The sequence below is a fragment of the Marinomonas primoryensis genome (assembly GCF_013372285.1).
GTDB classification, from domain to species: domain Bacteria; phylum Pseudomonadota; class Gammaproteobacteria; order Pseudomonadales; family Marinomonadaceae; genus Marinomonas; species Marinomonas primoryensis.
On sequence record NZ_CP054301.1, the window covers coordinates 3,236,296 to 3,258,707 of the forward strand.

25 protein-coding genes are annotated in these 22,412 nt (G+C 43.5%); 10 read left to right on the plus strand and 15 right to left on the minus strand.

Annotated elements, in window-relative coordinates; genetic code table 11:
* Positions 1-3: 3 nt before the first annotated feature.
* The 7 genes from MP3633_RS15015 to ffh form a co-directional block, all read right to left on the minus strand.
* Positions 4-1,305: a homoserine dehydrogenase gene (locus MP3633_RS15015; protein WP_176336132.1), complete on the minus strand. Its 1,302-nt coding sequence runs from the start codon at positions 1,303-1,305 to the stop codon at positions 4-6.
* A gap of 144 nt (positions 1,306-1,449) precedes the next feature.
* Positions 1,450-2,157 carry a thioredoxin fold domain-containing protein gene (locus MP3633_RS15020; RefSeq protein WP_176336133.1) on the minus strand — a complete coding sequence of 236 codons (708 nt, stop codon included), beginning with the start codon at positions 2,155-2,157 and terminating at the stop codon, positions 1,450-1,452.
* A 106-nt stretch (positions 2,158-2,263) separates the two neighbouring features.
* Entirely contained in the window at positions 2,264-2,626 is a 363-nt protein-coding gene (gene rplS, locus MP3633_RS15025) for a 50S ribosomal protein L19 (RefSeq protein ID WP_112140923.1), read from the minus strand.
* A 69-nt stretch (positions 2,627-2,695) separates the two neighbouring features.
* Positions 2,696-3,448 (minus strand): tRNA (guanosine(37)-N1)-methyltransferase TrmD, encoded by a 753-nt coding sequence (trmD, locus tag MP3633_RS15030; protein ID WP_112140925.1) that lies wholly within the window; start codon positions 3,446-3,448, stop codon positions 2,696-2,698.
* Positions 3,449-3,470: 22 nt separating this feature from the next.
* On the minus strand, positions 3,471-4,016 hold the full coding sequence (gene rimM, locus MP3633_RS15035; RefSeq protein WP_112140927.1) for a ribosome maturation factor RimM: 546 nt from the start codon (positions 4,014-4,016) through the stop codon (positions 3,471-3,473).
* 15 nt (positions 4,017-4,031) lie between these two features.
* Positions 4,032-4,280 carry a 30S ribosomal protein S16 gene (gene rpsP / locus MP3633_RS15040; protein ID WP_112140929.1) on the minus strand — a complete coding sequence of 83 codons (249 nt, stop codon included), beginning with the start codon at positions 4,278-4,280 and terminating at the stop codon, positions 4,032-4,034.
* A 177-nt stretch (positions 4,281-4,457) separates the two neighbouring features.
* Positions 4,458-5,840 carry a signal recognition particle protein gene (ffh, locus tag MP3633_RS15045; protein ID WP_112140931.1) on the minus strand — a complete coding sequence of 461 codons (1,383 nt, stop codon included), beginning with the start codon at positions 5,838-5,840 and terminating at the stop codon, positions 4,458-4,460.
* 129 nt (positions 5,841-5,969) lie between these two features.
* Here ffh and MP3633_RS15050 point away from each other — a divergent pair, with 129 nt between their 5' ends.
* From MP3633_RS15050 to MP3633_RS15060, 3 genes are all read left to right on the plus strand, one after another.
* Positions 5,970-6,737 (plus strand): cytochrome C assembly family protein, encoded by a 768-nt coding sequence (locus MP3633_RS15050; RefSeq protein ID WP_176336134.1) that lies wholly within the window; start codon positions 5,970-5,972, stop codon positions 6,735-6,737.
* Between the two features lie 83 nt (positions 6,738-6,820).
* Positions 6,821-8,077, plus strand: coding sequence for an HlyC/CorC family transporter (locus MP3633_RS15055; RefSeq protein WP_112140935.1), 1,257 nt, complete (start codon positions 6,821-6,823; stop codon positions 8,075-8,077).
* Positions 8,078-8,086: 9 nt separating this feature from the next.
* The gene (locus MP3633_RS15060; protein WP_176336135.1) at positions 8,087-8,623 is read left to right on the plus strand and encodes an NUDIX hydrolase; all 537 of its coding nucleotides are present in this window, start codon (positions 8,087-8,089) and stop codon (positions 8,621-8,623) included.
* A gap of 51 nt (positions 8,624-8,674) precedes the next feature.
* Here MP3633_RS15060 and MP3633_RS15065 read toward each other — a convergent pair whose 3' ends face one another.
* Positions 8,675-9,631: a LysR family transcriptional regulator gene (locus MP3633_RS15065; RefSeq protein WP_176336136.1), complete on the minus strand. Its 957-nt coding sequence runs from the start codon at positions 9,629-9,631 to the stop codon at positions 8,675-8,677.
* Positions 9,632-9,910: 279 nt separating this feature from the next.
* On the opposite strand from MP3633_RS15065, the gene MP3633_RS15070 reads away from it, so the two are divergent.
* On the plus strand, positions 9,911-10,891 hold the full coding sequence (locus MP3633_RS15070) for a 2-dehydropantoate 2-reductase (RefSeq protein ID WP_176336137.1): 981 nt from the start codon (positions 9,911-9,913) through the stop codon (positions 10,889-10,891).
* 90 nt (positions 10,892-10,981) lie between these two features.
* Here MP3633_RS15070 and MP3633_RS15075 read toward each other — a convergent pair whose 3' ends face one another.
* The 7 genes from MP3633_RS15075 to hpaE all read right to left on the minus strand — a co-directional run bounded on the left by MP3633_RS15075 (position 10,982) and on the right by hpaE (position 17,507).
* Positions 10,982-12,010 (minus strand): TRAP transporter substrate-binding protein, encoded by a 1,029-nt coding sequence (locus MP3633_RS15075; protein ID WP_176336138.1) that lies wholly within the window; start codon positions 12,008-12,010, stop codon positions 10,982-10,984.
* A gap of 80 nt (positions 12,011-12,090) precedes the next feature.
* Entirely contained in the window at positions 12,091-13,419 is a 1,329-nt protein-coding gene (locus tag MP3633_RS15080) for a TRAP transporter large permease (protein ID WP_176336139.1), read from the minus strand.
* 1 nt (position 13,420) lies between these two features.
* On the minus strand, positions 13,421-13,957 hold the full coding sequence (locus tag MP3633_RS15085) for a TRAP transporter small permease (protein ID WP_176336140.1): 537 nt from the start codon (positions 13,955-13,957) through the stop codon (positions 13,421-13,423).
* A 114-nt stretch (positions 13,958-14,071) separates the two neighbouring features.
* Positions 14,072-14,545, minus strand: a complete 474-nt coding sequence (locus tag MP3633_RS15090) for a DUF3237 domain-containing protein (protein WP_176336141.1) — start codon at positions 14,543-14,545, stop codon at positions 14,072-14,074.
* A gap of 69 nt (positions 14,546-14,614) precedes the next feature.
* Entirely contained in the window at positions 14,615-15,544 is a 930-nt protein-coding gene (gene hpaD, locus MP3633_RS15095) for a 3,4-dihydroxyphenylacetate 2,3-dioxygenase (RefSeq protein ID WP_176336142.1), read from the minus strand.
* 27 nt (positions 15,545-15,571) lie between these two features.
* A complete protein-coding gene (locus tag MP3633_RS15100; protein ID WP_176336143.1) occupies positions 15,572-15,952 on the minus strand; it encodes a 5-carboxymethyl-2-hydroxymuconate Delta-isomerase in 381 nt (126 codons plus the stop codon).
* 91 nt (positions 15,953-16,043) lie between these two features.
* Positions 16,044-17,507 carry a 5-carboxymethyl-2-hydroxymuconate semialdehyde dehydrogenase gene (gene hpaE / locus MP3633_RS15105; protein WP_176336144.1) on the minus strand — a complete coding sequence of 488 codons (1,464 nt, stop codon included), beginning with the start codon at positions 17,505-17,507 and terminating at the stop codon, positions 16,044-16,046.
* 293 nt (positions 17,508-17,800) lie between these two features.
* On the opposite strand from hpaE, the gene MP3633_RS15110 reads away from it, so the two are divergent.
* From MP3633_RS15110 to MP3633_RS15135, 6 genes are all read left to right on the plus strand, one after another.
* Entirely contained in the window at positions 17,801-18,538 is a 738-nt protein-coding gene (locus MP3633_RS15110; RefSeq protein ID WP_176336145.1) for a fumarylacetoacetate hydrolase family protein, read from the plus strand.
* 11 nt (positions 18,539-18,549) lie between these two features.
* The gene (locus MP3633_RS15115; RefSeq protein ID WP_176336146.1) at positions 18,550-19,311 is read left to right on the plus strand and encodes a fumarylacetoacetate hydrolase family protein; all 762 of its coding nucleotides are present in this window, start codon (positions 18,550-18,552) and stop codon (positions 19,309-19,311) included.
* 23 nt (positions 19,312-19,334) lie between these two features.
* A complete protein-coding gene (gene hpaH / locus MP3633_RS15120) occupies positions 19,335-20,138 on the plus strand; it encodes a 2-oxo-hept-4-ene-1,7-dioate hydratase (protein ID WP_176336147.1) in 804 nt (267 codons plus the stop codon).
* Between the two features lie 77 nt (positions 20,139-20,215).
* A complete protein-coding gene (gene hpaI / locus MP3633_RS15125) occupies positions 20,216-21,025 on the plus strand; it encodes a 4-hydroxy-2-oxoheptanedioate aldolase (protein ID WP_176336148.1) in 810 nt (269 codons plus the stop codon).
* 26 nt (positions 21,026-21,051) lie between these two features.
* Positions 21,052-21,954: a 4-hydroxyphenylacetate catabolism regulatory protein HpaA gene (hpaA, locus tag MP3633_RS15130; protein WP_176336149.1), complete on the plus strand. Its 903-nt coding sequence runs from the start codon at positions 21,052-21,054 to the stop codon at positions 21,952-21,954.
* A gap of 4 nt (positions 21,955-21,958) precedes the next feature.
* Positions 21,959-22,402 (plus strand): GlcG/HbpS family heme-binding protein, encoded by a 444-nt coding sequence (locus MP3633_RS15135; protein WP_176336150.1) that lies wholly within the window; start codon positions 21,959-21,961, stop codon positions 22,400-22,402.
* Positions 22,403-22,412 lie beyond the last annotated feature (10 nt).

The following is a 22,412-nucleotide window of genomic DNA, read 5'->3' on the forward strand; positions in this document are numbered from 1 at the left end:
CTCTTACGCCAAGTTTTCGACGCGGATTCGTTGCACCGTTCCCGCAACGTCCGGCAAAGCTTCAATCGCTGCAATTGCCGCGTTCATGTTGCGTTCTTTTACATCATGAGTCATCACAACCAAGGGCACCAACTCACTACCCTCACGCTCTCGCTGAATAAGAGACTCAATACTAATATCATTCATTGACAGAATTTGCGTAATATTAGCCAACACGCCAGCGCGGTCTTTGATTGTCATATTAAGGAAGAAACCACACTCAATTTCTTCTACTGGCAAAATCTGCACGTTGGATAAAGCGTCTGCTTGGAAAGCCAAGTGAGGAACACGATTGGTTGGATCCGCAGTTAGTGTACGAGCAACATCAATCACATCTGCGACAACAGATGACCCAGTTGGTAATGCCCCAGCGCCAGCGCCATACGTTAACGTCGGGCCAACCACATCACCTTGAACCATAATCGCATTCATGACGCCATTTACATTGGCTAGAAGCTGCTTGCGGGAAATTAAGGTCGGATGAACTCGCAACTCAATACCCATTTTTGAACGGCGCGCGATGCCCAAATGCTTAATGGCATAACCAAGTTCACTCGCAAACGCGACATCTTCCGATGTAATACGGCTGATGCCTTCTGTATACGTTTTTTCAAACTGCAATGGAATACCAAAAGCAATGGACGCTAAAATAGTCAACTTATGCGCGGCATCAATGCCTTCAATATCAAACGTCGGATCTGCTTCAGCGTAGCCAAGCGCTTGCGCTTCTGCTAGCACATCATCAAAATTACGATTTTTTTCACTCATCTCAGACAGAATGAAATTACCAGTACCATTGATAATACCCGCTAACCAATCAATTCTATTGGCAGACAGACCTTCTCGTATCAACTTAATAATTGGTATTCCACCCGCTACAGCAGCCTCAAAGGCAACAATAACGCCCTTCTCTTGGGCTCTTGCGAAAATTTCATTGCCGTGTTCAGCAATTAAAGCCTTATTGGCCGTTACAACATGCTTGCCATTTTCAATCGCGGTAAGCACAAGCTCTTTCGCAACCGTTGTTCCGCCGATGAGTTCAAGGACAATATCTATCTCTGGATTATTAACCACATCAAAAATGTCGCGGGTAACGTCTACCCCGGAGGTGTCGCACGTGTCATTGTCACGACGAGCACCGATCTGTTCGATAACAATACTGCGACCAACACGGCGTGTGATCTCTTCTGCATTATTACGAAGAATGCTAAAACTGCCGGACCCCACAGTCCCCAGCCCACAAATTCCGACTTTTACCGGTTTCAAAACAATACCCCACAGAGATAATTTAATTTTTATAGATCACTTAGTTAACTGAAAAACTGATTTATTATAACGCCAGTATCATTTAAACCCAACGTAGAAAAGACTGAAGAAGCCTCATGTTTAATGGAATATTTTGCGATAAGACTATAACCCAACTTCTTTTGCCAGTTTATCTACAGGCAAATAACCCGGTAACAGCGTACCGTTGGGTAAAACAATAGACGGCGTACCTCGCACCCCCACCATCCGACCTAAATTATATTGATCAGCGATAGGATTTGCACATTTATTTTCTGGTATCTCTTCCCCTAACTTCACTTTTGTTAGCCAAGATTTAGGATCATCAGAACACCAGATGCTCACCATTTTATTATAAGCACCTGAGCCAACACCCGCTCTAGGAAAGGCCACGTAGCGCACGGTGATGCCTATTTCATTCAATGCAGGAACATCATTATGCAGCATTCGACAGTAGCCACAATCCACATCCGTAAAAACGGTAATATGGGCCTTCTCATCTTTCGCTTTATAAATAATCATTTGGGATTCTGGTAAAGCTTCAACCTTAGCAAGCTTCGCTTTCTCGGTTTCATTTTCTAATCGCTCACCATTAATTTTATACAAATCTCCTGCGACAAAGTAACGGCCATCCGAGGTAACGTGTAGCGTCGGACCATCACTCATTTCAACAACATACAATCCTGATGCTTGGTGAAAGTTAACACTTCCGACATCATATTGCGGAAGGGCTTTTTTTAAAGATGAGAGGATCTGAGCCTCATCAGCCCAAATGACATTAGAAAAAAAAACTGGTAAAACACATAAAAACAAAAAACGGGAAAGAATCGACACTGGACACCTCAAGTAAATAGGGAATTATTTACTATTAGGCCATACATAAAGGGGTTAGTTCCATAAAAAAAGGCGACTCACGTCGCCTTTTTTTAGAACAGAAAAATTAACGTTTTGCCAATTTCTCTTTGATACGTGCAGATTTACCAGAACGCTCGCGTAGGTAGTAGATCTTAGCTTGACGCACGTCACCGCGGCGTTTAACTTCGATGCTTTCAACCAAAGGGCTGTACGTTTGGAAAGCACGCTCAACACCAATACCGCTAGAAATTTTACGAACGGTAAATGCTGAGTTAAGACCACGGTTACGCTTAGCAATTACAATGCCTTCATAGGCCTGTAGACGCTCGCGTGAACCTTCTTTAACTTTAACCTGAACAACAATAGTATCACCAGTCCCGAAGGCTGGAATTTCTTTTGTCATTTGTTCAGCTTCTATCTGCTGAATCAGTTTAGTTTTATTACTCATGGATGTGACTCCTAATGATATGGTTTCTTATCAGCATGAAGGCTCTTCTTTCTGATAAGCTCGCAATTCCTACTCTGCCGAGGTTGAATCTTCAGTTTCGCGAATAAACTCTTCTAACAACAACTGCTGTTCCTTGTCCAACTCAAGGTATTGCAGAAGGTCTGGCCGGCGCTCAAAAGTTCTTCCGAGCTTTTGTTTTAATCGCCAGCGCCTAATCTCCTCGTGGTTGCCACTAAGCAGCACAGATGGCACAGGTTCACCATTCAGTACTTCAGGGCGAGTGTAATGCGGGCAATCCAACAAACCGTCAGCAAATGAATCCTCATCCGCAGACGCCTGCTTTCCTAACACTCCTGGAACCATACGGAATACAGTATCCATGAGCACCATAGCCGGCAACTCGCCACCACTTAGGACAAAGTCGCCAATGGACCATTCTTCATCAATCTCAGATTGAATTAAACGCTCATCAACGCCTTCATAGCGACCTGCTACCAGAATAAATTCTGCTTGTTTAGCAAGCTGCTGCACGCCTTCTTGCGTTAGCGTACGCCCTTGAGGGGATAGATAAATAACTTTTGCATTGGGCACCGATACTTTGGCACTCGCAATGGCGTCTTTGAGAGGCTGCACTTTCATGAGCATCCCTGGACCACCACCATAAGGACGATCATCTACTGTCTTATGCTTGTCATGAGTAAAATCTCGGGGATTATAAAAATCCACCTCAACCAACCCAGACTTAATGGCTCTGCCTGTTACTCCATATTGGGTAATGGCCTGAAACATTTCCGGAAAGAGCGATATAACGCTAACCTTCACGTTGTGACCTCAGCTTATCTGTTTAAAATTCTGGATCCCAGTCAACTACCATTTCCTGCTGTTCTAAATCGATGTTTAAAACATGAGTTCCTGGAGAATAAGGAATCAATCGCTCTTCACGATCAAAGCTACCTTCACACGCGCGGACAACAATCACATCATTCGCACCAGTTTCCATAATTTGAGAAACCTTCCCTAAGAGGATACCCTCTTTGGTAATAACCCTCAGACCTTCCAGTTGGCTCCAGTAATAATCACCTTCTTCCAATTCTGGCAGTTCTGCCGCATCAATATAAACATCCATACCACAAATTTCTTTTACAAGATCTCTGTCGCTATAGCCTATTACCGATGCCACCAAACCACGCCCTTGCAAACGCCCTTGGCTTAATTCTATGGTTTTCCACCCACTAGGAGTTTTCAACCACCAATGCTTGTAATCGAAGATTCCTTGCATTGGGTCAGTGTGTGAATATAACTTCACCCACCCCTTAACACCATAAACTGATGTAATGCGTCCAACGACAAGCGCTTGCTCAGGAGCGGCCGCTTGTTTTAATGCAGACATAGCACTACCTCAATATTAAGCGTTTTTGCCAGCATCTTTTACAAGCTGCGCAGCACGGTCAGAAAGTTGAGCGCCTTGGCTAACCCAATGATTTACGCGATCTAAATCGATGCGTAGACGTTCTTCTTGACCACGAGCAACAGGGTTAAAGAAACCCAAACGCTCGATATAACGACCATCACGTGCACGACGGCTATCAGCCACGTTCAAATGATAGAATGGGCGCTTTTTAGAGCCACCACGAGAAAGACGAATAGTTACCATATTATTGGTTCCTTATTGCTTAACGAAACGCCTCTTGCCGAGTCGATTTTTGACTCATACTACAAGAAGGCGGCATATTCTAGTCGATAAACTAGAAAAACGAAAGGGCGAATCACTCACCCAGACATTAAAAACGGCAGTTTTTTAACTACCGTTAATAAAAACAAGAAGATATGTTTAAAACTTAGGGAAATTCCCTCCACCCGGCATACCACCACCAGGCATCATTCCACCCAAACCACGCATCATTTTTTGCATACCACCTTTCGCGGTCATCTTCTTCATCATTTTTTGCATTTGCTTATGTTGCTTAAGCAAACGATTCAAATCCTGTATTTGCAATCCTGCACCCGTTGAAATACGTTTTTTTCGCGAGCCATTAATAACATCAGGGTTGCGGCGCTCAGCTGACGTCATTGAATTAATTAAGGCTTCCATTTGAACGAACATTTTGTCATTCACTTTATCCTTAACATTACCCAATTGACCCATGCCTGGCATTTTATCTAACATTGAGCTCATACCGCCCATGTTTTTCATTTGCTGAAGCTGCTCTTTAAAGTCTTCTAAGTCAAAGCCTTTGCCTTTTTTCAGCTTCCCGGCTAATTTTTCAGCTTTTTCTTTATCTATTTTTTGTTCTGCCTCCTCTATTAAAGAAAGCATGTCACCCATACCCAAGATACGAGACGCTAAACGATCAGGGTGGAAAGGCTCTAGTGCATCGGTTTTTTCACCTACACCCAAGAACTTAATAGGCTTACCGGTAATATGACGAACAGACAACGCGGCACCGCCACGAGCATCGCCGTCAGTTTTCGTTAAGATAACGCCCGTTAAAGGTAAAATATCGCCAAATGCTTTTGCCGTATTTGCCGCATCCTGACCGGTCATTGCATCGACAACAAATAAGGTCTCGATCGGATTAGCCGCTGCGTGTAGCGCCTTAATCTCCGCCATCATATCGTCATCAATTGCCAAACGACCCGCGGTATCGACTATCAAAACATCTTTATGGGCTTTTTTGGCGTAATCAATTGCGCTATTAACAATGTCAATTGGCTTCTGTGACAAATCGCTTGGGATAAAGTCGACACCCACTTCACCAGCAAGTGTTTCAAGCTGTTTAATAGCGGCAGGACGATAAACGTCCGCACTGACAACAGAGACAGATTTTTTCTCGCGCTCTTTTAAGTACTTAGCAAGCTTAGCCGCCGAGGTAGTTTTACCCGCCCCTTGTAAACCTGCCAATAAAATAACAGCTGGGCCAGCAACACGAAGATTCAGCCCATCGTTAGCCTGACCCATTACATTTTCAAGTTCCTGCTTAACAATTTTCAGGAAAACCTGTCCAGGGCTCAAACTTTTTGAGACTTCAGTCCCTATTGCACGCTCTCTGACGGCTTCAATAAAATCTTTGACAACAGGCAGTGCAACATCAGCCTCAAGAAGTGCCATACGCACTTCACGCAACACTTCTTTTATGTTGTCGTCAGTTAATTTAGCTCGACCTCGTATACGATCAAGCGAGGAAGTTAAACGATTCGATAAATTGTCGAACATATTGCCCTCAAATTTTGGCTCTAAATGGAAAAAACCTACGGTTTCAGTTTATCCAAGGTGAAATTATCTCTATTATAACGGATAAATGTTTGTCACCCTATACCTTTACTCTTCGGAACCTTTAGTTTCATGACTCAATTATCGCTTTGGCTTGCTTGTATTGCTTGTTTGATCGCTGGCACAGCGTATTATTTTCGTCCGACAAATCGCTCCACCCAGTATGTTGGGGCGATTGCAATCGCCGTACATACCTTTTCACTAACTCAATTATTACTTAACTATGACGGTTTTAATTTTTTGACCATCGGGCTTCTGATCGCCATTATCGGCAACAGTTTACTTTGGTTAAGTAATCGCGATAAAGACTTATCCCTGTTACTAGGCACTGCTTTACTGCTGAGTGCCATCGTCATTGCGCTAAACGCCATTAAACCATGGGATTTAACGCAGCTACACAGTAGTTCATGGGGCACTAGCGCCCACATACTTATAGCATCCGCAGCTTATAGTTTATTTACCACCGCTTGCGGGGTAGGAATACTCCTTTCTATTCAAGAGTACCAACTTAAGCACCATAAGCTTAAACAACTACTCAGAGTCCCTCCATTACAAGTATTGGAGCAGCTGATGTTTGAATTCATCTGGGCTGCCTTCATCTTGCTAACCATCACAATAGCGACTGGGTTTTATTTTATTGAAGACATGTTTGCCCAACACCTCGTCCATAAAACATTCTTCACAATAGCTTCTTGGTTTGTTTTTGCAGGGTTACTGCTAGGCAGACATATTGTAGGCTGGCGTGGACAATTGGCGGTAAAGCTTACCTTGAGCGGCTTTTTCTTGCTAATGCTAGGCTATTTTGGCAGTCAAATTGTGCTACAAATTTTATCCAACTAGTCGACAATGAGATAAAGTATGTTTGACAGTAAGACCTTAAGAACTAATAATCCTTTTATCTACATAATTGAGGCGATCCCTTTTTGAACGAAGTACCCTTAGGTGTTCTTAGTGGAATACTTTTTTGTCTTATTTTACTTTCTGCTTTCTTTTCGAGTTCCGAAACAGGGATGCTGTCGATTAACAAATATCGACTAAAGCACCTTGTTAAAACTAAGAACCGATCCGCGATCAAGGTAAACTCCCTTCTAGAACGACCAGATAGACTTATTGGCGTCATATTAATAGGAAATAACTTTGTTAATATCCTTGCTTCAGCAATAGCAACCATCATTGCCGTTCGTCTATGGGGCGATGCCGGTGTAGCAATAGCAACCGCCGCACTCACTATGGTGGTGCTAATTTTTGCAGAGGTAACACCAAAGACGCTGGCAGCAATACACCCAGAAAAAATTGCCTTTCCGGCCTCTTGGATTCTTGCCATTTTATTAAAGGTATTGTATCCACTGGTCTGGTTGGTAAATGGCTTGTCTAATGGACTATTACGCTTAATCGGCGTTCATGCTTCTCAAAACAATCACAACACACTCGACTCTGAAGAGCTGAGGACCGTTGTTAATGAAGCAAGTGGCCTCATACCAGCTGCGCACCAAGACATGCTGCTTTCCATTCTCGACCTAGAAAAAGTGTCTGTCGAAGACATCATGGTGCCTCGAAATGAAGTGATCGGTATTGATATCGAAGACTCCATCGAAGAGATCATTGAGCAAATCTGCCAAAGCAGACACACTCGAATGCCCGTTTATAATGGCGAAATTAATAAAGTCATTGGCATACTTCATGCTAGACACGCGGCCGTTTTCCTTCGTGATCCAACGCCTTCTAAAGCAGCACTTCTAAAAGCGACCGTTGAACCGTATTTCATCCCTGAAAGTACATCATTAAACACCGTATTACTCAATTTCCAAAAAGATCACCAACAAATGGGTATCGTAGTAGATGAATATGGTGACGTTCAAGGCATCGCAGCACTAGAAGATGTACTCGAAGAGATCGTAGGCGAATTCACTCCGCCAACACTGGATGAAGAAGAGGAAATTCAAACTCTAGAAGACGGCGCTTTTAGGATAGAAGGTTCGACACACATTCGGGAAATCAACAAAACACTCGATTGGCACTTACCGACTGACGGCCCAAAAACACTTAACGGCCTCATTATTGAAACGCTAGAATTCATTCCTGAACACCCTATTAGTTTATGGGTGGGTCACTACATGATTGAAATTCAGGAAATAGAAGATAAAGTCGTCAAATACGCCAAGCTTCGTCTGAAGCGCTAAAGGAAATTCATGAGATACTGCCCACAATGCGGTCATGCCGTAGAGATGAAAATTCCTATTGGGGATAATCGTGTTAGAGCGGTATGCCCAAGTTGTGAGTACATAGATTATGACAACCCTAGAATCATCACAGGGACAATTCCTTTGTATAAAGGGCGACTTTTGTTGTGTCGACGTAATATCGAACCACGCTTAGGTTTCTGGACATTGCCTGCAGGTTTTATGGAAAACCAAGAAACCACCAGTGAAGGCGCATTAAGAGAAACACTGGAGGAAAGCGGATCAATCGCAGTCTGTAAGCAAGCCTTCAGCATGATCAGCATCCCTCATATTAATCAAGTTCACCTATTTTATCTTGCTGAACTAGAACGAGACGACTTCCACGCCACAGACGAAAGTTCTGAAGTGGCGCTTTTTGATCTAGATAATATTCCTTGGGATGAGCTCGCTTTCAGCAGTGTCAGTAGAACAATAAAGCTATTCATTGAAGACCATAAGAATGAACACTACGGGTTTCATGAGGAAACCATTTTCATGAATTCATAATAAAAATAGATCGTCATCCCCTACTCCCATTCCAGCAACACCACCGTAAGCCTACGCGGTAGGATCAAAAATATCACCCTGCCACCGACCAGACTCACACTCTTGCTGAGTTACTTGATGAATCAGCGGAACAACCGCTCTTAACATCGCTGTTTCAGGACGGTTAGCGGAAGTTGATATGTATACATCTCGCCATAACGTCGGTTCCACGATCTCCAGAGCATGGATCTGATCCGTCTTTTGTAAATGATAAAAAGCTGAAGTGGGAGACAATAAAATACCATAACCATCCATTACATAACGCAGCGTCGTCATCAATTGCCCGAAAGCAGGTTTGTGAGGCACCCTGATCCCTGTCTTTTCTTCATACTGACGCAAGATATAACCTAATGAATCCCGCTCCCCTGTCACAATTACTTCGTGGTTCGCCAACTCGGCAAAAGTAATCGTTGACTTCGCTCTTAGCGCTTTATGTGATGGCACTTTCGGATCACAGCCCATGGAAATAAACAGTTTTTCTCGAAACAGTTTTTCTTGACGTATTTGGCTTAAGTCACTGCCATCCGGTGACGATATAGCCACATCTATTTCTCCTGCCAATAGCTGATTAGACAAGCTATAAGACAATCCTGTATAGAGTTCTAACTTAATCTGAGGATAGTTCTGCTCAACCAAAGCCAATAAGGGAACAGAAATAATATTCCCTATCGGTTGAGTCATGCCTATAGACAACTGACCGGCAGGCTCTCTTTCGAATTGATGGACATCGAACTTTGCCTGTTCGACTTGGCGAATAATAGACTCCGCATGCGCTTTAAAAATCAATCCGCTTTCTGTCAACACCACACCACGAAAGCTGCGATCAAACAATTTCGCGCCAAGCTCATGCTCTAAATTTTCAATCTGCAGCGTAATACTTGGTTGAGCCACATCTAACGCCCGTGCCGCGGCCGCGATACTATTAATCTCCGCGGTTTTAAGAAAAAACCGTAACTGCTTAGTATTCATAATCAAATAGCTACATAAAAAATATAGAGCTTCACCATAATCATTTTAGTTTTTTATAGCCAGTCATTTATTTAACATGTTAATAAACATTCTAATACATCAAGTCGCACGGTATAGACCATCAAGTATTTCTATCTAAATACGCACCAATTCGCTCCAAAGCTAGGTCCTCCATAAAAAACTATAAGCACCACCATATTTTTTAGTGTTTTGCTCCCTCCACGCTTTTTTTAACATGTTGATAAACATAGACAATACATAGATAAAAAAGGAAAAAAAATGAAAATATGTATCGTAGGCGTTGGCGCTATCGGCGGATTTATTGGTGCACGCCTTGCAACAAACAGTCACTTTACTGTTAATGCATTAGCTCGCGGGGAAAGCCTACGCGCGCTTAACGAACATGGATGGCGATTAGAGCAAGACGGAGAAATCATTCAACGACCTTGTGTTGCTGCAGAATCTGCTGTCGATTTAGGCCTTCAAGACATTGTCTTCATCGCTTTAAAAACGCCGGCTCTAGTGCAAGTTTTACCAACTTTAGCCCCTCTTATTGGTGAAAACACACTGATTGTTTCAGCTATGAATGGCATTCCTTGGTGGTTTTTCCGAGATATTGAAGAGCAATCTAACCTCCCCTTCCAATCAGTAAACCCCAAAGGCGCTCATCATCTAGCCGTTCCCTACAAAAATATTATTGGCTTAGTTGTCCATGCCGCCGCCACCCGTACCAAACCTGGTTTTATTCAACATAAAGCAGGGAATCGTCTGCTGATTGGGGAGCCAGAAGGAGGCACATCCGTTAGAGCTCAAATGCTCGCAGACATGCTTACTGAAGTCGGTTTTGACTGTAACCATTCAGAGAATATTCGCTCTGAAATTTGGTTTAAATTGTGGGGTAACATGACAACAAATCCAATCAGTGCAATAACAGGCGCCACAGCGGATAAAATTCTTCAAGACCCTCTCGTTCGAAAGTATTGCTCTGCCGTTATGAATGAAGCCGCTATCCTAGGCGAGCAGATTGGCTGTCAGATCAATGAAGACCCAGAAAGCCGACACGAAGGTACAGAAAAGCTAGGAGCGTTTAAAACCTCCATGTTACAGGATGTTGAAAACGGTCGTGCCATAGAACTAGACTCTATTCTAGGCATCGTTTATGAACTCGCACAAAGACTTGAAATAAGCACACCTAACATCGAGTCTTTATTTGGCTTAACCAGGTTATTTGCAAAAACAAAAGGTTTATACGATCAGTAATAAATCAAAACGTCTTAAAAAAAACGCCCGATGAATACCATCGGGCGTTTTAGTCTGTCAACAAGCGCCCTAAATCAGAGCAACATAACGTTATTTTTCGCTATTAATCTCATTCACGTATTTACGGAATGCCGCCAAACCGGCTTTTGCATCCACATCGCGATTTTTGACAGAATCAATCCAAAGCTGATCAATGCCTTTTGTTAACTTATTAAGATCTTTTACTCGTTGATCATCCTCAGTTAGGAACACCACATTGACGCCATTAGATTTGGCCTCCAATATACCATTTTCGTCCGCTTTACCCCAAGCCGCGCCAGCCAGTCTTGATAGTTTCTCGCCGGAGACTCTCATGATAGCGTCTTGGTCTTTTTTACTCAGATCTTCAAATGCGTCAATGTTCATAACCACGCTAAACGCCGTTGTGTATAACCCCCTAGGAAACAACGTTAAATCAGAGCTTATTTCACTCAAACGGAAGAATTTTTGTTCCTGTACTGGTAAGAAAGTACCGTCAACAACGCCCTGTTGCATCATTTCATAAGACTTAGGAGCGGGTGCAGAAACAGGCGTTACTTCTAAACGTTCGGCAATATCATTGATCAAACCACCGCCAACACGCATTTTTTTGCCTTTTAAATCATCCAGAGAATTAACGGGGAATTTGGTATGAAGTTGCCCCGGGCCATGAACGAACAAAGCCAATAACTGCAAACCATTGTACTCATCAGCGGATTCAAAATAATTTTTGTATGTTCTCCATAATGCCACTGAACCGGTTTCGGCGTCTGTAATTTCACCAGGAATTTCAGCCACACTGGTGAGAGAGAAGCGACCAGGAAGGTAAGCATTCACACTAAAGCCGACGTCATACACGCCATCTTCTACTGCATCAAAAATCGTCTTCGGGTGTCCTGTGTAGTTCTCAACAATAATCTCAACTCGACCCTCGGTTGCTTCTTCTACCCATTTTGCCCATATCGGCCAAACCGTCTCATTTTGTGGGTTAGTCGGTGGTAACCAAGTCGCCACACGTAACGTCGTTTCAGCGGCCGTGGCGGAAAGAGAAAGCACAGCGCCTGCGGTAACACAAAGTAGGCTCTTTTTAAAATTCATCATTTTTATTATTCCTATTGGTTATGAATTATATTTTTCGTCACCACTCAAGACGTAATGGCGATTTTTTCTAAAAACAGACATTATCGATACAGTAACTCAGGCAAAAACATCGACACTTGGAAAACGAAAACGATGATCAAAAGTCGAATAATATCGACACACCAGAACGGTGTGACGCCTTTAAAAATAGTGGCGGCTTTGACGTCTTTAAGCACCGCACTAAGCACAAATACATTCATTCCCACCGGTGGCGTTATCAAACTAATCTCTGTGACCACGACCACCACAATGCCAAACCAGACAAGGTCAAACCCTAGGCTGGATACCAATGGATAGAAAACAGGTACGGTTAAAAGCAACATAGAAAGACTTTCAAAAACCATTCCGAGCACAATGTAAATGCCAAGAATGACAAGAATCACCACCATTGGGCTAAGCTCTAATGCCGTAACAAAATTCAACAAAGCATCGGGCAAACCGGCGCGATTGATAAAATCTGAAAAGACGAGCGCGCCGATGACGACACTGAACAACATCGCAGACGTTCTAACGGTATCAATTAATGTTTCATAGACTGCAAGAAAGCTTAGACTACGGCGAGCAAAGCCGATAACCAACGCGCCACCAGCACCAATGCCTGCCGCCTCTGTTGGTGTGAACACACCTAGATAAATCCCACCCATTACTATCGTAAAGAGTAATAAAACACCCCAGATTCCTCTTAGCGCAATCATACGTTCTTTGAATGTCATACGCTCTCCAGCAGGACCTGCCGAAGGGTCTCGCCAAACAACGTAACGTACCGCTCCCATATAGAGTATTATCCCCAAAATCCCTGGAATAAAACCTGCAGCAAACAATTCACGAATACTGGACTCTGTTAACAGTCCATAAATAACTAAAATCACACTCGGCGGAATCAAGATGCCTAAGGTGCCGCCTGCCGCTATTGACGCTGTCGCCAGTCCATCTGAGTAACCGAACTTTCGCATAGGAGGCATGGCCACTTTGGCCATGGTCGCAGAGGTCGCCAAACTAGAACCACAAATGGCTGAAAACCCACCGCAAGCCAATACCGTAGACATAGCCAAGCCACCTTTACGGTGACCTAAAAAAGCATAAGATGCGTTATACAATTCTTGAGATAAGCCAGAACGAGTAACAACATTCCCCATTAGAATAAACAAAGGAACAACGGACAAACTGTACTCTTGCACGGTTTCAATGACGCGATTTGACGCCAGCGTAAGTGACGCCGTCCAACGGAAAGAAAATAGATTATCGAATCCCAATCCCTGCAAAATAGCAAAACCAAAAAAACCCACCACACCCATTGCAAAAGCAATTGGCATACGCAGAACTAAAATCAAGAATAAAAGGACAATAAAAGCGAGAAATACTACGGACACACTATTCTCCAACCTGCGATGAAAGATCATTTTTATTTGTGAGGACTCGATAAGCGCCGTAAGTGAGCATACATGCAGCCGTCAGCCAGCTCATAAAGGCAATATATTCAGCAATATACCCTGCAGGCAACCCAAGATACTCAGTCACTTCTCCGCGACGAAGGGAACGTTCGGCTAACTGATAAATACGAATCGCTAAGAAATAAAACGAGGTAGATATAATGAAAACAGAAAAAATACCAAGCACTTTAATCACTCGCTTTCCTAACACAGAGTCAAGCAAGTCCACCACAACATGACCGCCACGCCAGGTCATTACTGGCATTTGTGCAAATACCATCACTGCCAAGCCCAGTTGCGTTATTTCAACAGCACCATCAATAGAATTATTGAAAAAATACCGTCCAATCACATCAAAACAAGTCAGTAGTACAAGTAATAACAACACCGCTGCAGAAATCCCTTCTAGTACCAAACCAATCCATCGGTAGATATTGGGTTCAGGGTAATGCTTGTCTATCCATCCACTTAATTGCATGGAAACTCCTAGTTAATACTCTAATTATTATTTTAATTTAGTTATCATGTTAACTAAATTAAAATAACACCGTCTTTGAATAAAAAACAATCAAATAGGCAACAATTAAATCCGTTATAAAATTTCAAAAAATTGCAATTCGACCGAATCTGGACGACGCACACCTGTGCCTACAAAGACACGTTCTGTTATCCATTGCATAGCAGACGAACTGGTTTCAAAGGTAGGATGACAACGAAAGTAAATAAGCTCTGGGTCAACAGCCTCGCCAATCTTAAGCTTCTTTGTCACTTCTGCAGAGGCCACGCGAATCGCCTTATTATGGATATAAATACGTTCACCATTATCCAGCTCACTTTCCAATTCAATGACATAGTGAGCATCAAGGTGCGTCATTCGTGGTGTCAATATCAATTGATAGTCTGCACCGCCACTGAGAATGTTACCTTTCCATCCCTCACCCTGCGCAGTACCACCTAGAATAGGAATAACGCGACGCTCGCCATGCAAAGAAACACCGATTTCTTGTGGTAAGCCTACCGCCACGTTTAAGGTAGCAAAGTGCTTTAGTTTCGGTGTTTTTTGCATGTAGTTCTCCCTTAAAAATCACGATAAAAGCGATATCATTGATCACTCTTATAAGCACTCACAATATGATTACAAACGACTTTTTCCGTAGACAAGTGAACCGTTTTCGACTGACGCCTGCGGGCCAGGAACCGCCTCACCCGTTTGTGGAGAGACTGGAAAAATAGCATTAATCTGACCTGTGCCTGAAGCGCCAAAATAAGGCGTTAATACTTCAACTTTCTGGTCATAGTCCGACCAGCCGAGTGCGCCTAACAGCATAGCCGTATCGTGCATAAAACCTTCTCCGTGACCTTTTGCTGCGTATTCAGGCAACATTTCACAGAAGGTTTTCCACTCTGCGTTTTCCCACATCTTTACAACAGAATGATCGAGAGACTCTAAAAAAGGGCTCCAGATTTTATGAGCAAAATCTGGCGCACTGCCATTTTGAGCAAAACGATGCGATAAAGACCCACTGGCCAAAATAGCCACATTACCCTCGTATTCGTTCTCTATCGCTTCTCGTAATGCCCAACCAAATCTGGCTGAATCATTTAAATAATGCACTGTTAATAAAGCAGATACCGAAATCACCTTAAAATGCAGATCGGGATTCATGTAGCGCATGGGCACAAGCGTGCCATACTCAGGAGCCAGAGTCGTATCGTCATGGGCTAAGGTTTCTACGCCCTGCTCATTACACACTTTGGCTATAATTTTACCCAACTCAGGATTACCGTGAACTTCATAGGGCATGTTCTTAATAAAATGCGGTAACTCATTACTGGTGTAAGTGCCTTTAAAATGCGGCGCACAGTTAATATGATAATTCGCATTAACTAACCAATGCGTGTCAAAGACAATGATGGTATCAACGTTTAACGCTTTACAACGTCGAGCAATTTCATAATGTCCATCAATGGCGGACTGACGAGTCCCCTTGCGTGGGCCATCCAATTCAGAAAGATACATGGAAGGTACATGCGTAATTTTTGCGGCTAATGCTAATTTACCCATTGGTAAAACCTCTTAACGTGACATGCTCTATTTAAATAGAGCATGTATATTATTTTTATTAAATTTAAGAACAGGGTGCAGTTCGGTTAATTCAAATGATATTTGGCAATAACTCGTATCAGTAATGGGTTTCATCCAGTCGCAGAGTATTTCAAACACCTTTTCTGCCACCTCTTGGCGCAATTCCATACTGCGGCCATGACCAATTTTTAACGTCAAATTAAGCAGCGAAAAATCTTCTCGTCCATCGGCAACACGGTAATCATCACAGCGAATCGCACGGCTACGCACACCACCTAATGGAAACGCACCCGTTGACACCACGTATTCATGAAACGCTTTAAACAATGATTGAAAGTCCAATCGATCATCCAGGTTCGCTGAATATTCAATAATAAAATGTGGCATTTATTTCTCCAAAACAGAAAAAACAAAAAATCATTTCTAAAGAGAACACTTTTAGCGCTGTATTGACGAGCGCAATCGTCGTGTTTAGGAATCAAACGCCCCACTTAGGAATATGATGACTTCCCATACTGATGCAAACGTTTTTTGGCTCACAGAAAATTTCGTAACTGTAGGTTCCGCCTTCGCGACCGGTGCCTGAGGCTTTCATGCCGCCAAACGGCGTACGTAGGTCTCGAACGTTTTGACTGTTAACAAAAATCATACCGGCTTCAATACGGCGAGCGATGCGATGTACCTTACCGTTATCTTGAGTCCATAGGTAAGACGCCAAGCCATAGTCGTTGTCATTGGCCATGCGGATAACATCTTCCTCATCTTTAAATGGGATCAATACCGCCACAGGGCCGAAAATTTCTTCCCGAGCAATACGCATGTCGTTGGTCACATCACGGAATGCTGTTGGACGAATAAAGTGCCCTCCTTTAAGGTGATCTGGCAACGCTGCCGTTGGTTTCTCTGGGCCACCCGCAATCAGCGTTGCGCCTTCTGCAATGCCTGTTTTGATATAGCCAGTAACCTTGTCCCAATGCTGCTGGCTAATCAACGCACCTACTTTAGTGTTCATGTCTGTGGGATCACCAACTTCAATTTTGTCGGCTCGAGCGGCAAAGTCTGCGCAGAATTTATCGTAAATGGTCTCTTGTACAAAGATTCGAGACCCAGCAGTACAGCGCTCGCCATTGATAGAAAAAATACCGAATACGGCGGCATCAAGCGCACGATCATAGTCACAATCATCAAAAATCATCACGGGGGATTTGCCGCCCAGCTCCATTGAAAATTTCTTCAACCCAGCCGTCGAGATAATATGCTTACCAGTAGAAGTACCACCGGTGAACGAAATTGCCGCCACATCAGGATTGGTAATCAAGGCATTGCCTGTGGTCGCACCAAAACCATGAACGATATTAAATACGCCTGCTGGAATACCTGCTTCCATGGCTAACTTGCCAAGAAAATCGGTCGTCAAAGGAGAGAGCTCAGATTGTTTCATCACCGCCGTATTACCCAATGCCAAACAAGGCGCCGTCTTCCAAGTCCCCGTCATAAACGGCACGTTCCACGGTGAAATAAGCGCACAAACACCGGTAGGTTGATACAAGGAGTAATTCAACATTTGATCGTCCATAGGGTAAGTATGGCCGTTCATTTGCTTCGCCATTTCAGCAAAGAAATAAAAATTATTTGCTGCTCGAGGCACCAGTGCATTTTGCGTTTGATACAAAGGCAAGCCCGTATCAGCGGTTTCCATTTGCGCCAGCGCTTCCACGTTATCGGCAATTAAATCACCCAGCTTGGTGATGATTCTTGAACGTTTTGCCACCGGCATATTCGCCCAAGCAGGAAACGCGGCTTTCGCTGCCGCAACCGCTTCAGCCACTTGAGCATCGGATGCATGCGCTACTTCTGCCAACATTTCACCCGTGGCTGGATTAAACGTTTGGAAGGTCTCTTTACTTTCAACCCATTTGCCATTGATTAAATTTTTTATCATTTTTATTGCCTCTTCAAAGCCGATTGTCTTCTTCTGCGCCTTCTCTTTTAGTACCTCTAAAAGGAACTTTAAAGAAAATAAAGCGGTGCGAAACTTATTAACATGTTAAGTAAATTATTCCTCATAGAGGAAATTGTCAAGACACAAAAATAGAAGAAAACCAATTTATTGCATTCAATCTGTATTTTATTCTGTCCGTTTATTTTTCAACCAAAGGACATTTTTTGAGTTGACACAAGGAGATGATTAAGTAAATATAATTAACATGTTAAGCATATTAGGACGATTATCCCATGCTCCATTACAAAACAAGAAAAAATGATCAAGTGATCAATTTACAAGCAAAAGCCCCATTTGAAGTAGCGCTAGAAGGTGGCCTTCTTCCTGCCGTAAACGGTGCAGTCATTGGTGTTGCGTTAAATGACAAAATTCTCTACCAATCGTTAGAAAAACAATTTAATGAAAAGCCTCACATTAGCCCGCCAAAAACACCGGTATTACATATAAAGACCGACAACACACACATTGGTTATGGCGACGCGATTCGCATTCCTAGTGACATGGGTGCTGTTTTTGCTGGGCCATCATTAGGCATTGTGATTGGCAAAAAAGCGTGTCGAGTGACGGAAGAAACCGCCCTTGATTACGTGCAAGGTTACACCATCGTCAATGAAGTCAGCCTAGCGGAAACGTCTTTCTATCGCCCTGCTGTAAAAGCCAAATGTCGTGATACGTTTTGCCCAATCGGGCCTTGGGTAATGGACGCAACGGATCTAGATTCACCACAAAATCTGGCTATCAAAACCTACATCAATGACACGCTTTGTCATGAAACCAGCTCCAATCAGATGATTCATAGCATCGAGCAAGTGATTGCCTATATCAGTAGTTTTATCACCCTAGAGGTCGGCGACATGATCATCGCGGGCACACCACTGCGCACCGAAAGTCTTGAAATAAACACAGGTGACGTGGTCATGGTCGAGATTGAAAAAATCGGCCGTTTAGTAAACCCAGTGGTAGCAGAATAGGAGTTATGACAATGAAACGCGCACGAATTTTATTCAATGAAGAAACGTTAAACGTAACCATCAACAATGAAGGAAAAGTGGTCACTGAGAAAGGCACTGTATTGGAAGAAGGTTCTTTTACTTGGTTACCACCTTGTGAGGGAAAAGCCTTTGTACTGGCAATTAACTACGCAGACCACGCCGCCGAATTGTCTTTTAAAGCGCCAGACGAGCCTTTAGTGTTCCTAAAATCTAGCAATACCTTGATTGGTCATAATCAAAAAACCTACCAGCCAGACAACATCGACTTCATGCATTACGAATGTGAACTGGTGGTGGTCATCGGTAAAGAAGCGAAAAACGTCGCCCTAGAAGACGCCATGGATTACGTGGGCGGTTACACGGTCGGCAACGACTATGCCATTCGTGATTATCTCGAAAACTATTACCGCCCTAACCTTCGTGTAAAAAGTCGAGATACCTGCACGCCAATCGGCCCTTATATTATTGATGCGGCAGAAATACCCGATCCTCATAACCTTGCGATCCGCACTTACATTAACGGTGAGTTGAAACAAGAAGGCTCTACCAAAGACTTGATCTTCAACGTGCCTTATTTGGTGTCTTACTTGAGCAACATCATGACACTAACACCGGGCGACATGATTTTCACGGGCACACCAGAAGGCCTTGCCCATGTGTACCCAGGGGATGAAGTCATTGTAGAAGTGGAAGGTGTTGGCAGACTAAAAAACACCATTATTTCCGAAACAGATTATCTAAACAGCCTCTAATAAAAACAAAAAAGGAATTGACCATGTTATCCACTGACATCATTAAGCAATGTGCTCAACGCTTACATCAGGCCGAAAAAAAACGCGTTCAAATTCGTCAAATATCCTTGGATTATCCCGACATTGAGATTGACGACGCCTACGCAATTCAAAGCGAATGGTTAAAGATCAAACTGGCGGAAGGTCGTAGCATCATCGGTCACAAAATTGGCTTAACCTCTCGCGCCATGCAGCAAAGTTCGCAAATTGACGAGCCCGATTACGGCACGTTACTTGATGACATGCTGTATCACGATGGTTGCGAGATCGACACGGACAAATTCATCGTGCCGCGTATCGAAGTCGAATTGGCTTTTATCCTGAAGAAGCCACTAAAGGGCCCAAACTGCACCATGTTCGACGTATACAACGCGACAGACTACGTGGTTCCCGCGTTAGAACTGATTGACGCTCGTAGCCAATCCATCGACCCAGAAACCAAACGTCCACGTTTGGTTTACGACACAATTTCAGACAACGCGGCAAACGCAGCGATCATTCTGGGTGGTCGTCCTATTAAAATCGATGAAATGGACTTACGTTGGGTATCTGCCATTATGATGCGTAACGGCGTCATTGAAGAAACTGGCGTCGCCGCTGGCGTACTCAATCATCCTGCGAATGGCGTAGCCTGGTTGGCCAACAAACTGGCGCCGTTTAATGTAGAACTGGAAGCAGGACAAATTATTCTCGGTGGCTCTTTCACTCGCCCAACGCCAGCACGTAAAGGCGATACCTTTACTGTCGATTATGGCCCACTAGGGACAGTATCCTGCTACTTTAAGTAACAGGATTTCTTTAAATAAAAGTGATTATTTAAGTAACCGATAGAACATAATTTCAAAAAAAGACTGAGGAACATCGGATGAGCGCGCCAAAAAATGAATTTAAGATGGCTCTTAAAAACCGTGAAACACAGATCGGTTTATGGCTTGGTCTTGCCAATCCCTACACAGCCGAGCTGATAGCATCGGCAGGGTTTGATTGGTTATTGATAGATGGTGAACACGCACCCAATACCTTACAAACCATGCTTGGTCAATTACAAGCCATCGCGCCTTACCCTAGTCATCCGATTGTGCGTCCCGCTTGGGCAGACCATGTCAGCTTAAAGCAAATTCTTGATCTGGGTGTGCAAACTGTTTTGGCGCCAATGATCGACAGCGCCGAACAAGCTGAGCAAGTTGTCAAAGCCACACGTTATCCTCCACAGGGGATTCGGGGTGTCGGCAGTGCTTTAGCGCGTGCTTCTCAGTTCAATCGCACACCCCATTATTTAACAACAGCCAACGATGAAATTTGTGTACTGGTGCAAATTGAAACGCTTGCTGGTGTCAGCGCACTTGACGATATTTTGGACATCGACGGTGTTGACGGTATTTTCATAGGTCCGGCGGATCTAAGTGCTTCAATGGGTTTTATTGGTCAACCCAATCACCCTGAAGTGGTCGCGGTCATCGAAGCTTGTATTGCTAAAATCGTTGCTAAAAACAAAGCATCAGGAATTTTAATGGCCGCTGAAGATCAAGCCAAACGCTACATTGCCCAAGGCGCGCTTTTCGTCGCGGTCGGTAGCGATACAGGTCTACTCATGACGAGTACAAAGACGCTTGTGGAAAAATACAAAGCAAACACAAGCAGCAGTGATGCTCCAAGTGGTAGCTCCGTCTACTAAGTTCTGTTATTGCGTAGTGAGAACTGATGATGACTAAAGAATGGATTCCTAACCTACAAATAGGCCAAGATTACGATAATAAATATCGTGATGCGGACATTCATTTTGATCGGCTTGGTACGATGGCCGACTTCTTTGGCCGAGATATGCCAGTGCACATGCACGCCGATTTTTGCCAAATTCATTTTGTATTGTCAGGCAAGACTCAATTTAACATTGATCAAAACCAGTACAAAACATCTGAGGCCGCCATTTTTTATACACCACCAGCGACGCCGCATGCGTTTCTTACCGAAGCGAATGCTCCCGGTTACGTGCTGACCCTGCACCATTCTATTGTGAATACGCTAGCAGAAGAGTTAGGCGGTCACACACAAAACCGTTTCTTGATTTTGCCAGTCTGCCTTACCTCTGGCGACATGAACCCAGAGAAAGAAAAAGTTTTTAAAACGACATTGGCACTGATTGACATCATTAAATCCGAATGGGCCAGCGAGCTCACCTACAAAAATGACGCTATTTTGGGCCTAATTAAAGTCTTGCTACTGAACATTTTCAGATTGTCTGAGTCCGGTGAAAAGGCCAATAGCAGCACACGCCATGAGGTCGAAATTTATAAGCACTTTAATCGCCTTGTGGAGGAAAACTATAAAGCAGAGAAAACCATTTGTTTTTATTGTCAGCAACTCGATATCAATGAAAGTCGCTTAAATTATGTCTGCAAAAAAGTCTCTGGCGCCCCCCCTAAAACCATTATTAATAGCCGCGTCATTCTAGAAGCAAAACGACACATTATTCACGCTAACCGAAGTTTGAACGAATTATCGTACGAGCTTGGGTATTTGGACCCTTCTTATTTTTCTCGTTTCTTCCAGATTAAAACAGGACTGACACCCAGCGAATATAAAAAACAAAATAACCAAGGGTAATACGATGCTGAATGCGATTCGCCAAAAAAAAGAGCTCAGTCATGAATCCGCGATACAAATGTGTCTTGCAGCCATTGCCCATGCCAACACCTTATCTGCGAATATTGGCGTAGTCATTTTAACCCCTGCGGGAGTTGAATTAGCGGCTGTCCGTATGAACAACGCTCCGCTTCATGCTTTGGGTATTGCTCGTAAAAAAGCTTACACCTCAGCCAGCTTTAAAGTCTCTAGCTTGTCTTGGCAGGAAAAGCTCAAACACAAGCCCAATACCATGAACGCGCTGTTAAAAGAGGATAACTTCACCTATTTAGGTGGCGGCCTTCCTATCATCGTAGACGACGAAATTCTCGGCGCCATTGGCGTATCAGGCGCGACGGAACAACAAGACATAGAGTGCGCAGAACACGCTATAGAGAAGCTATTAAGCTCACTCTCTCCATCAAAATAACAAGAGAAAT

Excerpts from the sequence above, each read along its gene's own strand:
- rplS (WP_112140923.1), bottom strand. The coding sequence starts at position 2,626 with ATGAGTAATAAAACTAAACTGATTCAGCAGATAGAAGCTGAACAAATG.
- rimM (WP_112140927.1), bottom strand. The coding sequence starts at position 4,016 with ATGTCTGCATTAAAACAAGCGGCCGCTCCTGAGCAAGCGCTTGTCGTT.
- rpsP (WP_112140929.1), bottom strand. The coding sequence starts at position 4,280 with ATGGTAACTATTCGTCTTTCTCGTGGTGGCTCTAAAAAGCGCCCATTC.
- ffh (WP_112140931.1), bottom strand. The coding sequence starts at position 5,840 with ATGTTCGACAATTTATCGAATCGTTTAACTTCCTCGCTTGATCGTATA.
- MP3633_RS15050 (WP_176336134.1), top strand. The coding sequence starts at position 5,970 with ATGACTCAATTATCGCTTTGGCTTGCTTGTATTGCTTGTTTGATCGCT.
- MP3633_RS15060 (WP_176336135.1), top strand. The coding sequence starts at position 8,087 with ATGAGATACTGCCCACAATGCGGTCATGCCGTAGAGATGAAAATTCCT.
- MP3633_RS15065 (WP_176336136.1), bottom strand. The coding sequence starts at position 9,631 with ATGAATACTAAGCAGTTACGGTTTTTTCTTAAAACCGCGGAGATTAAT.
- MP3633_RS15070 (WP_176336137.1), top strand. The coding sequence starts at position 9,911 with ATGAAAATATGTATCGTAGGCGTTGGCGCTATCGGCGGATTTATTGGT.
- MP3633_RS15075 (WP_176336138.1), bottom strand. The coding sequence starts at position 12,010 with ATGATGAATTTTAAAAAGAGCCTACTTTGTGTTACCGCAGGCGCTGTG.
- MP3633_RS15085 (WP_176336140.1), bottom strand. The coding sequence starts at position 13,957 with ATGCAATTAAGTGGATGGATAGACAAGCATTACCCTGAACCCAATATC.
- MP3633_RS15090 (WP_176336141.1), bottom strand. The coding sequence starts at position 14,545 with ATGCAAAAAACACCGAAACTAAAGCACTTTGCTACCTTAAACGTGGCG.
- hpaD (WP_176336142.1), bottom strand. The coding sequence starts at position 15,544 with ATGGGTAAATTAGCATTAGCCGCAAAAATTACGCATGTACCTTCCATG.
- MP3633_RS15100 (WP_176336143.1), bottom strand. The coding sequence starts at position 15,952 with ATGCCACATTTTATTATTGAATATTCAGCGAACCTGGATGATCGATTG.
- hpaE (WP_176336144.1), bottom strand. The coding sequence starts at position 17,507 with ATGATAAAAAATTTAATCAATGGCAAATGGGTTGAAAGTAAAGAGACC.
- MP3633_RS15110 (WP_176336145.1), top strand. The coding sequence starts at position 17,801 with ATGCTCCATTACAAAACAAGAAAAAATGATCAAGTGATCAATTTACAA.
- MP3633_RS15115 (WP_176336146.1), top strand. The coding sequence starts at position 18,550 with ATGAAACGCGCACGAATTTTATTCAATGAAGAAACGTTAAACGTAACC.
- hpaH (WP_176336147.1), top strand. The coding sequence starts at position 19,335 with ATGTTATCCACTGACATCATTAAGCAATGTGCTCAACGCTTACATCAG.
- hpaI (WP_176336148.1), top strand. The coding sequence starts at position 20,216 with ATGAGCGCGCCAAAAAATGAATTTAAGATGGCTCTTAAAAACCGTGAA.
- hpaA (WP_176336149.1), top strand. The coding sequence starts at position 21,052 with ATGATGACTAAAGAATGGATTCCTAACCTACAAATAGGCCAAGATTAC.
- MP3633_RS15135 (WP_176336150.1), top strand. The coding sequence starts at position 21,959 with ATGCTGAATGCGATTCGCCAAAAAAAAGAGCTCAGTCATGAATCCGCG.